The sequence below is a fragment of the Micromonospora sp. NPDC049139 genome (genome assembly GCF_055586845.1).
Genome location: NZ_JBVJHK010000025.1, coordinates 1 through 14,898, shown reverse-complemented (window position 1 = coordinate 14,898; position 14,898 = coordinate 1). Strand labels below are relative to the sequence as shown.

The following is a 14,898-nucleotide window of genomic DNA, read 5'->3' as shown; positions in this document are numbered from 1 at the left end:
ACACTCTATGTCGCCTGGTAGGGACGTGTGCCCAGGTCAGAGCGGTAAGGAGCTGCCGGGTGGCCGGGTCTTGCAGGTGGGTGCAGATTGGGAGCAGCTTGGCGAAGTGGTCACTCCGTCCGAAGTGCTCACCGCAGATGGACGCGGAACAGCGCGCTGAACTGCGGTGATGCGGGCGAGTGGGCCGGCGTGACCTCCCAGAGAAGACCGAAGTGGTCAGGGTTAGCTGCTCCCCGCCTGGATCATGCCGGCTGTCGTCCTCGGGCCCGCTGATGCGGTTCCCCGGGGGTCATGTCGCATCGACATGCGGCTCTGAGTGCCGTCCTGGTGGCGCTGGTAGGCTCCCGGGAGCTGAGGCTCGAATCCCACCGGCAACCGTCTGAGCAGCGCTTCTTGCTCGGTGACCTCTTCGACGTACCCGAAGGTGTCAGTGCCGTGGCTCAGGCTCGCGGGCCCGATGACGTCTGCTCATAGCCGATGAGCGAACGACCGATGCGGTTCCCGCGTGTGGATAGAAGCTCGCCTTTAGGCGGTCGGCTCCTGGTGTCGCACTTGTAGTGCGTGTGGGGCAGGCGACAATGGCCGAGTGCCCCCAGAACAGCCTAGTGTCGCCAGCGATGCCGGCGCGCGTCCAGCAGAAGGTGAACGCGCCGCCGTTGTCGGGTTCAGCGGTCAGTACGGCCTGGCTGCGCGGACCGTGCGTGCAAAGATCACTACTCTGGAGTGGATTCGGGTCGCGGATCCCGACGCGGGAGTCGCGGATGACTTCCAGTTCCAGGCCGGGGGAACCCGCTACGCCCTGCAGGTCAAGTGGGCGCAGTACCCCGGCGCCTTCGGCTGGGCCGAACTGGTCAACGCATCGCAGGATGCGACACCGCTTATCGGGCGGCTTGCGCAGGCGTGGCAGCGCATCCGTGAGAATTGGTCCGGACCGCTCGAGATCCGCCTGTGGAGTAACGAGAACCCCTCGGTGACCTCACCACGGCAGGGGTCTGTCCTGGCGTCCTGCTCAGCGCAGCCGCCACGGCACTTTGCCGCGTTCTTGGCCAGGTCGTGGATGCCGGCTCGGGAGCGCCTGCGCGCTGGCAGCGGCAAATGGTCGCAGGTTGCGACGCTGCCCGAGGTGACCGCCTGGCAGCCAGCGTGGGAGGCGCTGCGCATCGCGGCCGGTCTGGACGTCGACGCGTTCGCGGCATTCGTCGGCGACTTGGATATGCACTTCGGCCCTGCTGTGGAAGATCAACTGCTACGTCCGGATGAGGCACCCCGAGACAGCGACCTGGAGCACCTTGCCGCGACTCTGCAGGCGCTAGTCGCTGACCCGGCCCGGCCGATGCAGCTGAGCCGCGAGCTGCTGTTCGAACGGCTCGGCTGGACCGACAGGCTGCGCTTCCGGAACCCGCACGCCTTCCCGATGCCCGCCGTCTACACCGCGAACGAGGCCGCTCGACGGCAACTCCAGGTACGGCTCGACGAGTTGAGGGGTGGCTACGTCGCGCTGGTCGGTCCCGCCGGTGCTGGCAAGTCGACGTTGCTGGCCAGCTTGACCTGGCCACAGCGGCGGGTTGTCCGGTACTACGCATTCGTTCCCGACGCGTCCGACCCGCTGAGTGGGCGCGGTGAGGCCGACAGCTTCCTGCACGACGTTAGTCTCGCGCTGGAAGGTGTCGGCTTCCGCCGTCGAGGATACGGCAACGACCTGCGAACCCAGCGCGCCATGCTGCAGGAGCAGCTTGCCGACGCCGGCGAGCGGTGGCGCGACTGCCAGGAAGCGACTGTGATCGTAGTCGATGGGCTCGACCACATCCCGCGCGAGCAGAACCCGTCGCGCTCTCTCTTGGAGGAGTTGCCCGCGCCGACAGGCATACCGGAGGGGGTGTTCGTCGTGCTTGGCACACAGACGACCGGCATCCTGCCGCAGCCGATCCGTGACGCGCTGACCACCGACGACCGGACGGTTGAGCTGCCGCCGCTTGCTCCGGGCGAGGTGCTTCGGCTGGCCGATGCCACTGGACCAGGGGAGTGGCTGCTTCCCGGCCAGAGCGAACGCCTAGTCGCGGCCAGCGAGGGTCACCCGCTTGCGTTGACCTACCTTTTACAGGATCTTGCGGCGCTGGAGTCCGCAGAGTCCGATCCGCAGCTGCGGAACTTGGCCGTGGATACGCTGCTGAACGACGCCTCAGCGTACGGACGCGAGGTTGAGGTCCGATACCGTGGCTATCTGCTGGCCGTCGGTGACGATCGCGAACTGCTAGACGTCGTGGCCGCAGTTGCCCGGCTGCGCACACCAGTGGATCTCGAGTGGCTCAAGACATGGGTAGCGACGCCGGTACTCGAGGCGTTCGTACAGAGGACAGCGACGTTCTTTCGCCGCGAGGGGACGGTGTGGCGGTTCATCCACAACAGCTTTCGCCGCTTCCTCATGGAGGAGACGTCGCGAGTCGCCGGGACGTTCGACGCTGAGCGGGACCGGGCCTTGCACGCCGTGCTGGCCGACGTCTGTGGACGCTCAGATCAGCGCTGGACACTATACCGGGATGAGGAGCTGGCGCACCGTTACCTGGCAGGGGACTACGCACGAGTCATCCAGCTGGCGACGCCGAACTTGCTGCGGGACAAGATCTTGGAGCTGCGCCCGTTAGCCGTCGTGCGAGACCAGGCGCGGCTTGCGCTGCGGGCAGCTGCCGACACGGGTGATCACGCCAATCTCGTCCGAATGCTGCTGTTCCACAACGAGGTCTGGCAGCGAGAGCTAGTCATCAGCTCTGAAGAGCTCGCGAGCGTGATGGTCTACCTCGGGCCGCCCGAGCGGGCGCTCGAGCACGTCGTCGCGGCTGGTCTATTGCGGGTGCCGGTTAAGCCTGCGTTGAAGACTGCTGCTCGCTTCGCTCGCACCGGATCCTTTGAAGCCGCTGCACAGATTCTGCGCGCTGCCGGAAGCCTGGCCGAGATCGTCCACGACGAACCCTCGAGCGCTGCCGACTGGGCCGAGGTCACATTTCATATCTCCGGCCTCGACGAGGTTCTCTCGCAACTCGACGACCATCTGACGGTGCCAACCACCGGCCCTGTGCCCAATGACCCGCCGGCAGTACTCGACGACGAGGCGAACTGGGCTGTCGAGCGTCGCCAACGCGATCACGAGGAACGCATGGCCAACATTACGCTGGCGCGCAACGTGATGTTGGCCCGGTGCTTCGACCTGCTCATCGAGGTCCGTGACGAGACGGGTTTGACAACCCTGCGGGACAGGATCGACCGGGAGTCGTCCTCAGGCTGGCGCGCTCGCGCCCGGGTGGTCCACGCGATCGCCGCCTGCGAGGACGGCGACGCGAGCTCTGTCCTGCATTGGAGCCGCGAGGTGATCAAGCTCCACACGGTTGAGCGAGACGACGAACACGATGAAGAGGACGCCTCACCAACGCGTCGGACCGGGGGGGCCCCGCTCAACCTTCGCTTAAGGGCCGCTGACATGCTGATCGCCAGCGGCCTGATCGATGCGCCCGAACTCGATTTGCTCGTGCCGCCGGACACTGTCGCCGCGTGGCCGTCCGTCCCGTCAGGACAGCACGGGTTGACGCCGTTCCAGACGTTCATCGACCTGGCCAAGCTGCGCGTCCTGCATACTGCGACCAGCGCCACGCCCACGGGCCTCCCGTCAACAGCCCCGTCTAACCGACGCGACGCCGGAACCGAACGGTTTCGGCGCGCCCTTGGCATCCTCGCGCAACTGGAGGGACGCCAGGTCGCAGCGGACATCGGCCGCGGCAGCGCACCATACGTCGCTGCTGAGGCTGATCCGATCATCCGCCTGCTAGAGGTGCCGAATCGCCAGACACGGGATTGGACGGGTTGGTACTACGTCCAGGCTGCGGCGCCCGGGCTGTTCCGGCGGCTCGCCCGTCTTGCCGCCGCTGGTGGGCCGGATACAGTCCATGCGCTCCTCGATCGGTTCACTGCAGCTTGGGACGACCCGCATCGTGCCAAGTACTGGTCGCCGCAGCGGCAGATGCACGTCCTGCGCGCTGTTCTGCCCTTCGCGAAGGCCGACGTCGTCGATCGAGTACGCAACCATCTCGAACGACTCGACACCGCCATCGCGGATTGGGCCGCCGGACCGCACGAGCTGGCTGAGGTCTGGCTCGAACAGGCGAAAGGGTGGAGCAAAGCCGGAAACCTGCAGCGGGCTGAGGAGGCAGTCCGGTCAGCACTGCGCGCCTCCTGGGGCCCCGGCTTTCACCACGACGACCGGCAGCTAACCGCCTGGCTCGATTGGCTCAGCGCTGCTGCAGCCGACAACGTGCTGAAGCTCGAGGAGTTCCTCGAGGCCGCTCGCTGCTACGCGGGCAGGCTCGTAGCGGCGAACGACGCCGGCGAGGACGCCGCCGAAGCGGCCGCACAGCTCATCAAAATGGTGTGGTCGGCTGACCCCGCTCTGAGCACGACCCTGGCAGAGTCACTGTGCGAGACCGGCATCATCGAAGAGAACGACGCGATCGAGGCCGTGCTGCTGGGAAGTGCGCGCGACTCGCGAGTGCCGGTCGAACTCGCCGCAGTCGCGGCCGCGGAGCTGCTCATCCCGCTGCGCAGGCAGCCCTCCAACGAAGTACGCCGGGCGATCGAGCAGCGCCTAGATCCGCAAACGCCGCGGGCGGTCGCCACCATCGACGATGCCATCGCAGTGTGGTCGGTGCCGGAGGACCCCGACAGCCCCAATTCCGACGGCTCACACAGCCCGAGTCCAACCGTCGCATCGACGGAACGGGGCAAGGTCCCGGCGCTGGCTGCGTCCCCAACGAGCGTTACAGCGTTGTTGGCTGAGATGCGCCGCATCTCGCAAGCGGAAGCCGAACCCCGCGACTGGGGTCCCGCGGTCGAGGCAGTGGCTGGCGGTCGTGTGACACGTGCCGTTGCCGAGGCGCTGCTGAACGAAGCGAGCCGGCTGCGTCTGGACGGCGAGGCCCTTGGTGGGATCGCCGCGATGGCCGCACAAGCCGGACTAGCCGAGACCGCCGCAGGCGTACTCGCCGACGCTCTCGCCCGCACCCCGGCCTACGGCTGGATCCGCCACTACGACGGTGGCAGCCGCCTCAACCTGCTGCGTGCTGCACTGAGGCACCGCGATCCGACCATCGCACGACTGGCAGCCTCCGATCTCGCCGGGGCGTTGTCGACCGGTGCGTTGTCGGGGCAGATCCAGCCCATCGACCTGCGCCGGATCCTCGAGACGATCGTCGGCGAACACGCGGTCGCATCCGCCTGGCAACAGGTGGCGGAACACCTTGACATGTATGCGCCCGCTGCCCACCAGGTGCCCGGCCCGGACGAACCGGTCGCTGCTGCCAGCACGCCAGTAGAGGCGCTGTTGCGATGGGTCGCAGGCTACTTCGGCCACCCTGTCCGGCCACGCGACTTCGGCGCCAGGCACGTCCTGCACGCAGGACTCGCGATGGCGCTCCCAGAGGCAGAGACCGTGCTCGCCGAGTCCAACAGCTTCGGCGGGTGGCAGGCGGAGGCGGCGCTGCACACCCTGGCCGTGCATAGGCCGCCACGGGCCGCGCTATCCTCCGCGCTCGCGGAGTCAATCGCAACGGCAGCGGCATCCGATGACGCGATCTGCCGCGACCTAGCCCGTCAGCTATGCGCACGGCACGGGCTCGCCGCCCCCATTCCCTCGATGCGTCCGCTGGCCCGCACCTACGAGCTGGCGCTGCCCCCACTACCAGTGCGAGCCGCGCCTGAAACGGACAGCCGCGGGGTTCCTATGATCGACATGCACGATCCGCAGCAGATCCTCGCGCCGTTCGACGAGCCCCTCCGCCTTGCGGCCAGGATTGCCGGACTGCCGGAGGAAGCCACCCTGCACCGCGCAGCCGCTATCGCGATAGCGCTCGACGTGCCATGGCTGCGCGGCGGGCACCAAGCGCACGCAACCCGCCTGACGACCCGAGGGCAGCGCCACGCTTACCGCCCCTGGGCATTCATGGCTGGGCGCCGAGCGCTCGGGATCGTTCTCGCCGAACTGGCAGACGCCGGGGCCCTCGAGCGCGGTATCGCCGCACCCTCCTACGCGATGGGCCTCATCGACGAAGTGCTAATGCACGTCGTTCCGGAGCCGCTGGACGGCACGACACCTGCGCCGTGGCGGGCGCCCACGGACGCGAGCTACGACGTGCGGGGCTGGTGCAAGCAGGCAGCGCACGCCGCACGGACGTACGCGACCGCGGCGGAGGTGGCATCAACGTACGTCCTGGCGGAGTCCACCGAGTGGGTCCGTTTGGAGTGGGGGAAGCCCGAGGAATGCCGAACCATTCAGACCGCTCACGGCCTGGCCGACGCGGGTGGCGTCATGTTGCCTCCGCGGGAACTGTGGGAGAAGAGCTTCACACCCGCAAATGGCTACCTCCGAGCCCGGGACCTGACCTGGACAGACGAGCAACTGGTTGTCGAGGGATGGGAGATGTACACCGACCCGCCGTTGTACCGCTGGCTCGCGCTCCATCCTGCGGTCGGCCACCACCTCGGCTGGACACCTGACCTGAGCGAGCTCTTCTGCTGGAACGGCGACGACGGAACCTGGCGGGCGCGCTCGATCCGGCGCGCGCGGGGACAGCTCAGCCACCAGCCTCCCGGCCATGCCTACTGCGCCGAGGGCTGGCAAGTCGTACTGAGCAACACCGGCCTTGCGGAGCTACGCCAAGCGTTCGGGCCGCTGCGACGTAACCTCCTCGTCCAAAGGACCTTACCCGCCCGCCCCCGCGAAGACCGGCCAGCCGCAGAGGCCGGCGACTACCGCATCTCGCTTACGGAGCCACGCTGACCCCGCCGGAGCGGAAGGAACTCGTCTGCCACTCTTGCCGGTGCCGGTGCCGGTGCCGGTGCCGGTGCCGGTGCCGGTGCCGGGGATCGGCGTTCGTCGGAACACCTTCGGTCGGTCGGCGAAGGAGCCGCGGCCCGGCGCGGATGGTGCCGTGCCCTTCGTGCCGTGCAGCTTCTCAATCGCAACGGTGACTTCCTCGTCTGAACCCTTCGGTTGGCACCAGGCTGAAGATCGAAGTGCCGCTGGCGACGAAGATCCGACCGTCCTGGCCTGCGGCGAGGTCGTTCACCACGTCAACCACGTCGATAGCGAAGACGTCGTCCTTCTGAACCGTGGTCGCCTGCACCGTGGCATCGTGGCCACCGCTGACTACGACGAGTTCGTTGCCGATGTAAGTGGTCGCCAGATGGAACACCTCGCCTTCGTGCTGCATCAGTTTCTCCACCGCAACCCCGGTCAGCGGGTCGACGAGCAGTACCTGCCCGTCGTCGCGGGCGGTGACCACGACATCTCGGCCTTGCAGCGACCCGGTGGTGACCGCCCACACCGGTCCGGCGGCTTCCGACAGGTCGCTCAGCTGTTTCCCGGTCGTGGCGTCGAAGACGCGACAGGTGAAGTCGTTGCCCACGACGGCCACGAAATTGTGCTTCTCCGCCCGCCCTATGGCCACTTTCCGCGCGGAGGAGGATATCTGGCAGATTTGATCGCCCGTCAAAGCGTTCAGCAGCCGTACGCTGCCATCGTTGGCTCCGACTGCGAGAACGTCTCGGCCGTCGACCGTCCCGAGAGCGAGAGCTGTCACGCAGTACCAGTTCTCATCGCTCCAGTCGCCGATCTCCTCGCGCGTCACCGCGTCGAAGATCTGCAAGGCGCCGCCGAAGCCGCCGCAAACGATGACGTCGCGGCCGGAGACGCGACCGGCGGCCATTGACATGTGCGACCGCACGCCTGACAGCGGAGGGCCGACCGGCCGGCCGGTGTCCGCATCGAACATACGCACGCCGTCGCCGGCGGATAGCACCATCGATCGCCCGTCAACGAGCGCCACCGCAACTGCATCCACCTTGGTTTGGTGTCCAATCCGCGGGGTACCGGGGGCGGCCGTTATTCCGAGGTCATGGATGCGCACCATCGCATCGAGGCTGCCGGACACGACCACGTCACGTCCGCCAACCGAACCTACGGCGAGGCTTATCACCGTGTCAGTGTGTCCGCGAATCGTGCCTGCCAACTTTCCGGTGCTGCAGTCGATCAAGTCGATGGCGCCCCCCGTGTCGGCGGCCACCACGAAGACCTGGTCGTCGCCAACGGTGGCGATGCATGTGGTCATCGGGTACTGACCGAGTTCACGGATCCGCTCGCCAGTGACCGGGTCATGCACCTGAATCGGCCCCATGCCGCTGGTGATCACGAGATCGCGGCCGTCCACACGGGTGAACGAAATCGCTGATACGCCGTCTTCGACATCGCAGGCAAGCTCGTTGATAGTCGTGCCGTCGTGGCCGTCAAGTAGCACGACGCCGCTGCGTGCGGAGTACGCGATCACATCGCGCGTTCCGATGCGACCGATGGCTGCCGCCGCAAAGGTAGGCAGTTCATCTGGCACTCGGTACACGATCCGACCGGACACGGGATCGTGCACCAGCAGGCCGTTGTCATCCCCAATGACTACCACGTCAAGCTCGCCTATCCGGCCTAGCGCCAGAGGGCCATGACCGCTGACCAGTAGCGAGCTTGATGTCGGGGCGTCGGCGAGGCGGACCTGGCCGCTTCCCGCCGTCACCACGACGTCGCGGCCTCCTACGTTGCCGACCGCGACGGCGTCTACTCCGCCCGGGTGGCCGGGAAGCTCGGCCAGCAGGCAGCCATTGGCCGCGTCGGTAACCTGCACCGCTCCCTTGGCGTCGCCGCTGACAACTACTGTCCGCCCAGCGAACCGTCCGATCGACACGACCACGCCTTCACCCGTATGCCCGCCGATCACCTGGTGAGGATTGCCGAGGGAGTGTGCCCACCCGACTCGCAAGCGGTCGGTGGCCAGCGACCCCATGGAAGCCTGGAGCTGGGGCAGACCAAGGTGCGCCGCGCTGAGCGCGAAGAGGCGTCCCCGACGTCGCGGAGAGCGCCAGCGTGCATCGGTCGCCTGCCGTAGGACTGCGGCAATGGGTGCGATTTCCGGCGGCGGATTTGCCGGCAGCAGTGACAGCAGGCGGTCGAGGTCGGCCACTGTAAGGAACTTTGGGTCGTTGAGCAGCGCTGGCAGCAGTCCGGCCGCCGCCGCGTGATCGGCGGCATGGCTTCGCCGATAGGCGTCGGCATCTGCCCACCCCCGCTCGCCGTCCGGGGCTGGGAGCAGCGTTGACAGCAGAGCCCGCTCGTCACGTCGTGGATCGTCTTGCTGGCGGAGCAGTTCGTCGTTTAATGCCTGGTGGAAGAGCCGAACGGTGCGGTCACCGTCGTCGGTCTCATGGTGTTCCAGGTACGCGGACGCCGGCGACTGCCGCAGGTTCTGAACGTGCATCCGGGTGACCGGATAGCCCAGCGCCTCGGCGAACTCAACCCAACGCCGCTCGTCGATGCCGTCCCCACGGGCGTAGGCCAGCGCCGTCAGGAGGGCTCGCGTCATGGCTCGCTGCGATGTCGGCACGGCATCGAGGTACTTGGTAATCGCCTCGCCTACCGTCGAGGGGATCGCCGTGGTGTCGAATTCCGGGTCGGTTGGGTCAACCGTCCGGTCACGCCAGCCAAGTTCAGTTGCCGCTAATGCTGCTACCAAGTGATTCTTTCCGGCGCGTTCGCCCACGGCCGCTGCGAGACGTCCGGCTAGCCCCGAGTCTGTCCGATAGGAGGTCCACGAGCCGCCTGGCAGGTCCTGGGTGAGCACCGCGGCGGCGAAGGCGCGCAGGCCGGCAGGGTCGAAGTAGGTGTCTGTGTCGAGATCTATCAGATTGCGGCCTGCGGTAGAGCTGGCTCCCAGACTGTAGAGCAGAGTGCCGGGGGCATGACGGTCTCGCCCCCCCAGCGGGCGGGTGGCCACGACGACGCGAAGTCGCGGCAACTGGGCCAGGCCGACCAACAGATCAGCAATCGCCTGACGGTCGGTATCCGTGGCGGCCTCATCTAAGGCGTCGACCGCGACCATGAGGGGTGGGCCGTCCTCGCCGCTCAGGGCATGCAGCAGCTCAGCGGTGCTGTGAACCTCCCGTAGGCGGGCGAGCGGGGCTATCGCCCTGCGAACCTCGACTTCAGTGAGGCCTCGAGCATGGACCGCCACACCGCGGTTGACGTGGTCGGCTTCTAGTCGCAGTACCGCACGACCCAGCAGGGCCGACTTGCCGCCGCCTGGCTGTCCCGTGACTACCAAAGGTCGTCCCGGTGATTGTGCCGCAGTCCACCATGCGCCTACCTGTGCCAGCGCGGCGTCACGACCGCGGAACAGGTCAGTCTCGGCCAGCCCGCTGCGGTGCCCGCGGGCGCGGTGGGTGAAATGTCCCCGTGCCTCCGCCGACATAATCCATCTGGACGATGCCGCCGTCCGCGGCACGTCCACTTGGCTCGGATAGATTCTCTGGCGCGTGACTAGCCACGGGCCATGCTCCTGCTCGGGCAGCCCACAGCCGAGCAGGAAGCCTCGCAGCGACCTCTCGGTAGCCGTCTTGCCGATGATCAGGTTCGAGGCGGTGCTACGAGAGATTCCCTTTCCCGCCCGGCGACTGAGTCGTGCCACGCTGTCAACGGAATGACCACGCTCCGCCATCAGCAGCCGCAGACAACCTCCGAACTGCCTCCGATCCTGCGCCTGGTCCAGCGCGGCAGATAGATCTTGCTGGTCCCCTGGACCCACCGCATCCTCCAGCCCCGTCACCACCGCTCCCGGACCCCGTCCAGGATAGAACCCGTATGAGATCAGATTATCGGCGCGCACCGATTAGGAGGTCCGTCGTCCAACTGTGTCCAAGCTTCTTTCCGCTGGACTAATGGACCCCGAGCGTGGTCGTCACCGATGGGCTTCAGCTGTCGGACACCGCGACACGACACGAAGACGGGCTATCACATGACAAGGTTGGAAATTCGGGGCCTCTGGCTGGCTTGGGGTCTGCTATTGAGCCTGATCATCGGTATCAGCGGCGGTGTACTTGTGCATCTGGGCGGCGCCCACCCCGCTTCCGCAGTCATGACGGGTGCGGCCACGTTTTCGGCAACCCTGACGCTGATTCTGCTGACGATCTGCTTCCTGACCTCTGCAACATCCACTGCGCCGAGGCGGCGCCGATGAACCTGTGACCCGAGCAGATTGCCGTCATAACGGATCCGTCAAGTCGCCCCGCCAAGATCGAGCCCTCCGGGAATCCGGGGGAACCTCAGAGCCGGCAACGTCATTGCGGCCGGTCACCACCGTCCGTTCGAGCTGGCACGGTGAGCTGGCACAGGGTGCCCTGAGGGAGCGGTTTGAGAGCTGCGGATGAGGTCCGGCCGACGCGGTGCCCGCGTCTTAGGCAAGGGAATGACACCACGTGGCCAGGCCCACACGGGCACCCGTCTGCGCGAAGGGAAACCATGCTGGCCGATCAATCGCTAGCGGTCTCGTGCCAGGATTAGGGGAGCGGGTTGGGAGCAGACGGATGCACTGAACGGCGTTGAACAGCGTCCAGCGGCACTCAACGGCGTTCAACTGCACCCATCACGACCTGCGCGTTCTCGTTTCCGCAGGTCAGAGTCGGTGCGGCGTCCTGCTTCACACCGAAGAGGTCACTGGTTCGATCCCAGTATCGCCCACCATGAATAAGGCAAGTTCAAGGCCCCTCGATCGAGGGGCCTTGACTCTTATCTGAGGGTTAGTCGTTGCTCGGAGGCAGCAAAGGACTTCAAACCCGGCGGTCGCGCTCAGCCGTCGAGTGCGTGTAGCGGTTCAACGTCGTCGACGTCTGCTCGTGCCCGATCCCCTTCGCCACGTCGTTGGGGCGTGGCCGACGCTGATGAATCGCCGCTGGCCGCGTGTCGCCGGGAGATCCGCGAAGAGATCGGCCTCGACCTCCCGGCCAGCCGGCTGCCGGCGATAGTTGACGGAGCGGTGTCGCAGGATGCTTGGCGCTAGGGCTGTGATCGGGTTCAGGACTGTGAGCCACGCACCGAATGCCACCAGGCAGTGTCGATGACAATCTGTTCCGTTTCGAGGACGTCACGCTCGAACGCTTCCACGTTGACGGGCCCCGGCGGCTGATCCATCAGCTCGGTGATCTCATCGGGTAGTCGCACGTTGTGCGCGTCGATGTAGTGCGCGAGCCCCTCTGGCCATACGAAGTACTTGCCGTCGGTCAGTTCGGTGGATCCGTTGCGGGTGCCACACAGCCGACACAGTGAGTGGCCGGCTGTAGCTACGAACCACGTGCCACCACGCAGGTAGTCGCTTACCCGTCGTTGGCTCGCCGCATCGGCCTCGCGGTCCACGAATAGCGCGGGGTCGGGCCAGTGCTCTTCGCCTGGCTTACACCAGTAGCCGATCAGCCGCAAAGTTCGGGAGTGGTCTGCCTCGCTGCTCGACACGGGCGTCATCGTCGCATGATCGGGAACGGGCCGAGCGTCACGGATCAGCGGAGGCCGCAGTGGCCGACTTCAGGGCGTCCCCGCAAGGACTGTTTGAGTGACGGTGCGGAGGTGAGTCGGTGGCTGATCTGGGGAGACTGCTCCGACAAAACCTGTTGCACACGGACCTGTCGTCCTGCTTGCCTGACGCCCGTCAACGACTTCCCAACCCCAGGAGAGCTGTGGCCACCACACCGCTCGGAATCGCCTACGACCACGCTGTAGGCACCAACGACCTGCCGATCGTCCTGATCCACGCCGGTATCGCCGACCGTAGGATGTGGGACCCCCAATGGGAGCGTCTCGGCAGCGAACACAACGTCGTGCGGCTTGACCTACGCGGCTTCGGGGAATCGACGGCTCCTCCAGAAGGGGCGCTGTCGCACGTCGACGACGTCCTCTCGACGCTCTCCCATCTCGGCATCGGGCGATGCCACCTCGTGGGATCGTCGTTCGGCGCCGGCGTCGCATTCGAAGTGGCGTTGACGGCGCCGCAGCTCGTTCAATCGCTCCTGCTGTGCCCGCCAGGCGGCAGCCTGCTGGCCGAACTGACCGACGACCTCAAGGCCTTCTTCGACGCGGAGAAGAGCGCGCTCGCCGTTGGCGACATCGATGCCGCTGTCGAGGCCAACATCGCCTCCTGGGTCGTCGGTCCCGGCCGGGAGGCCTCGCAGGTCGACCCCGGCTTCCAGGACTTCGTACGACGCATGCAGCGCCAGGCGTTCGAGGTGACCGCGTCATGGGCAGACGTCGACGAGGTTGAGCTGGATCCGCCTGCGTTGGATCGGCTGGACGACATCAAAGCGCCGACGCTGGTGCTGGTCGGCGGTCACGACCTCGCCACGACCCGAGACTCCGCTGACCGGGTGTGCGGAGGGCTTACCAACGTTCGCCGCGTCGACTGGCCGGACGTCGCCCACCTGCCGTCGCTGGAGCAGCCCGACCGATTCCTCGCCTTGCTCCTCGGCTGGGTGGCCAACCACCAGGGCTGATGGGCCGAGCGGTGATCTGCTCTGACCGGCGATCAAGCACCCTCGCGCCTGAGCGATGTCGGGTCTCAGGACGTCCGTGACAGATCAGTCTCGGGACGTGGGTGACACATCCGGCTGGACGGCACTTGAAACTTCCGTGTGGGTGCTCGCGAGGGATGCCGCATCCGGCGATCTTGGTGGGTGAGACTGGAGGTCGTGCAGGTGCTGCCCTGGGCGGAGTGTCACCCAGGGCAGCACCACCACCCCTGCCGCCGGGACGACTCCTCCGGCCCGCTGTCGGCGGGAGGAAGCGCCGAGTCGGGTCAAGATCGTCCGGCCCAGTGTCGGCCCAACTAGCGATGATCGATTGGCGGCGAGCTGCGAGGCCTACGCGGTTCAGGGTGCGCGGCGGCTGAGGTCGCGCGCTGGTAGCCTGACGCGTCTCGCGCAAGAGGTGGAGTCCGCCCGGTGCTCAGGATTGTGCTACGTAGGTCAGTCGCGGTGGTGGCCGTCTGCATGGTGACCGCGTGCGGTTCTTCAACGGCTCATACAGCGGATCGATCAGCGGGCGAGACGATCCCCTCCGCGGCGCAGGCGACGGGCTCGGTCGCCGCCACGAAGCCGGCTTCCCCAGCAGTTCCGGCGACCGGCGGGTCCGGCTACTCCGCGACGCTGTCCGCACGCTTGGTGACCACGGACTCGGTGCCGCCCGGATTCACTGTGGAGATCGCGACAGTTATGCCGCCGGATGCTGGAGATCAGCCCTCAGGCGTCGACGTCTCCTGCTCGGACAGCATGCTCCCGCTGCTGTCGGCCACGCGGCTGACCGGGACTCCGTCAGCGATGGCCGCAGCCACCCTCAGCTATGACGCGGGTCCCGATGACCTCTGGGTGGGGAACGAAGTCCTCAGGACCTACGCCGATGACGGTGCACAACGAGCAATGGCCGACCTGCGAACCTTCATCGGCCGTTGTCCCACCGTCGTCGTCTCGTCCGGCCTTGGCATCGGCGACAGGTACCGCTTCGCAGTGGCACCAGGGCCGCAGTTGGGTGATGACAGTATTCACGTCAGCTGCAGCTCGATGTCCGATTTTGGCACGTTGGAATGCGACAGTATTCTCGTTCGGATCGGAACCACTTTGGTGGTCGTCAAGGAGCACGGCAACAAGCCCGGCGGCAACAAATACCTCACCCAGCTCGCCGAAGCTGCGCTCCGCAGATTCCAGACGACCGGATCCTGAATGGCCCTACGCGCCCCCGAGGCCAGGGCCGTTTGCGACCCGGGTGGCGGGATGTCCCCGGACGACGGGGGACTGTTTGTGCAGGTGAGCGGCTGTGGCACTACTGGTCGAGATCGCTCGTTGGTTGCCTGTGGGTCAAGGTCGCTGGATGCCCCGGGTCGCCTTGGCCGTCAGCATGGTCGCTTCCGCTAACTTGATCTTTAACCTGCGAGGGTTGGTCGGTGACCCCGACTGATCATGGGGACAGCCCTTGGTTGATCATTCTTCTTGTCGAGGGAAGAT

Annotated in this window: 5 protein-coding genes; 3 read left to right on the top strand and 2 right to left on the bottom strand. The window is 66.6% G+C overall.

From position 1 onward, the window contains the following. Nucleotides 1-586 precede the first annotated feature (586 nt). Nucleotides 587-6,820: a hypothetical protein gene (locus ACZ6Q9_RS29890; protein ID WP_396830663.1), complete on the top strand. Its 6,234-nt coding sequence runs from the start codon at nt 587-589 to the stop codon at nt 6,818-6,820. Nucleotides 6,821-6,995: 175 nt separating this feature from the next. On the opposite strand, the gene ACZ6Q9_RS29885 is transcribed toward ACZ6Q9_RS29890, so the two are convergent. Together ACZ6Q9_RS29885 and ACZ6Q9_RS29880 are read right to left on the bottom strand one after the other, a co-directional pair. Continuing rightward, nucleotides 6,996-10,685: a hypothetical protein gene (locus tag ACZ6Q9_RS29885; protein ID WP_396830665.1), complete on the bottom strand. Its 3,690-nt coding sequence runs from the start codon at nt 10,683-10,685 to the stop codon at nt 6,996-6,998. 1,244 nt (nt 10,686-11,929) lie between these two features. Then, the gene (locus ACZ6Q9_RS29880; RefSeq protein WP_393452268.1) at nt 11,930-12,364 is read right to left on the bottom strand and encodes a hypothetical protein; all 435 of its coding nucleotides are present in this window, start codon (nt 12,362-12,364) and stop codon (nt 11,930-11,932) included. A gap of 221 nt (nt 12,365-12,585) precedes the next feature. Between ACZ6Q9_RS29880 and ACZ6Q9_RS29875 the strand changes: the two genes are divergently transcribed. Continuing rightward, a complete protein-coding gene (locus ACZ6Q9_RS29875; RefSeq protein ID WP_396830667.1) occupies nt 12,586-13,395 on the top strand; it encodes an alpha/beta fold hydrolase in 810 nt (269 codons plus the stop codon). 666 nt (nt 13,396-14,061) lie between these two features. After that, complete coding sequence (locus ACZ6Q9_RS29870; protein WP_396830669.1) at nt 14,062-14,616, top strand: hypothetical protein; 555 nt, start codon at nt 14,062-14,064, stop codon at nt 14,614-14,616. Nucleotides 14,617-14,898 lie beyond the last annotated feature (282 nt).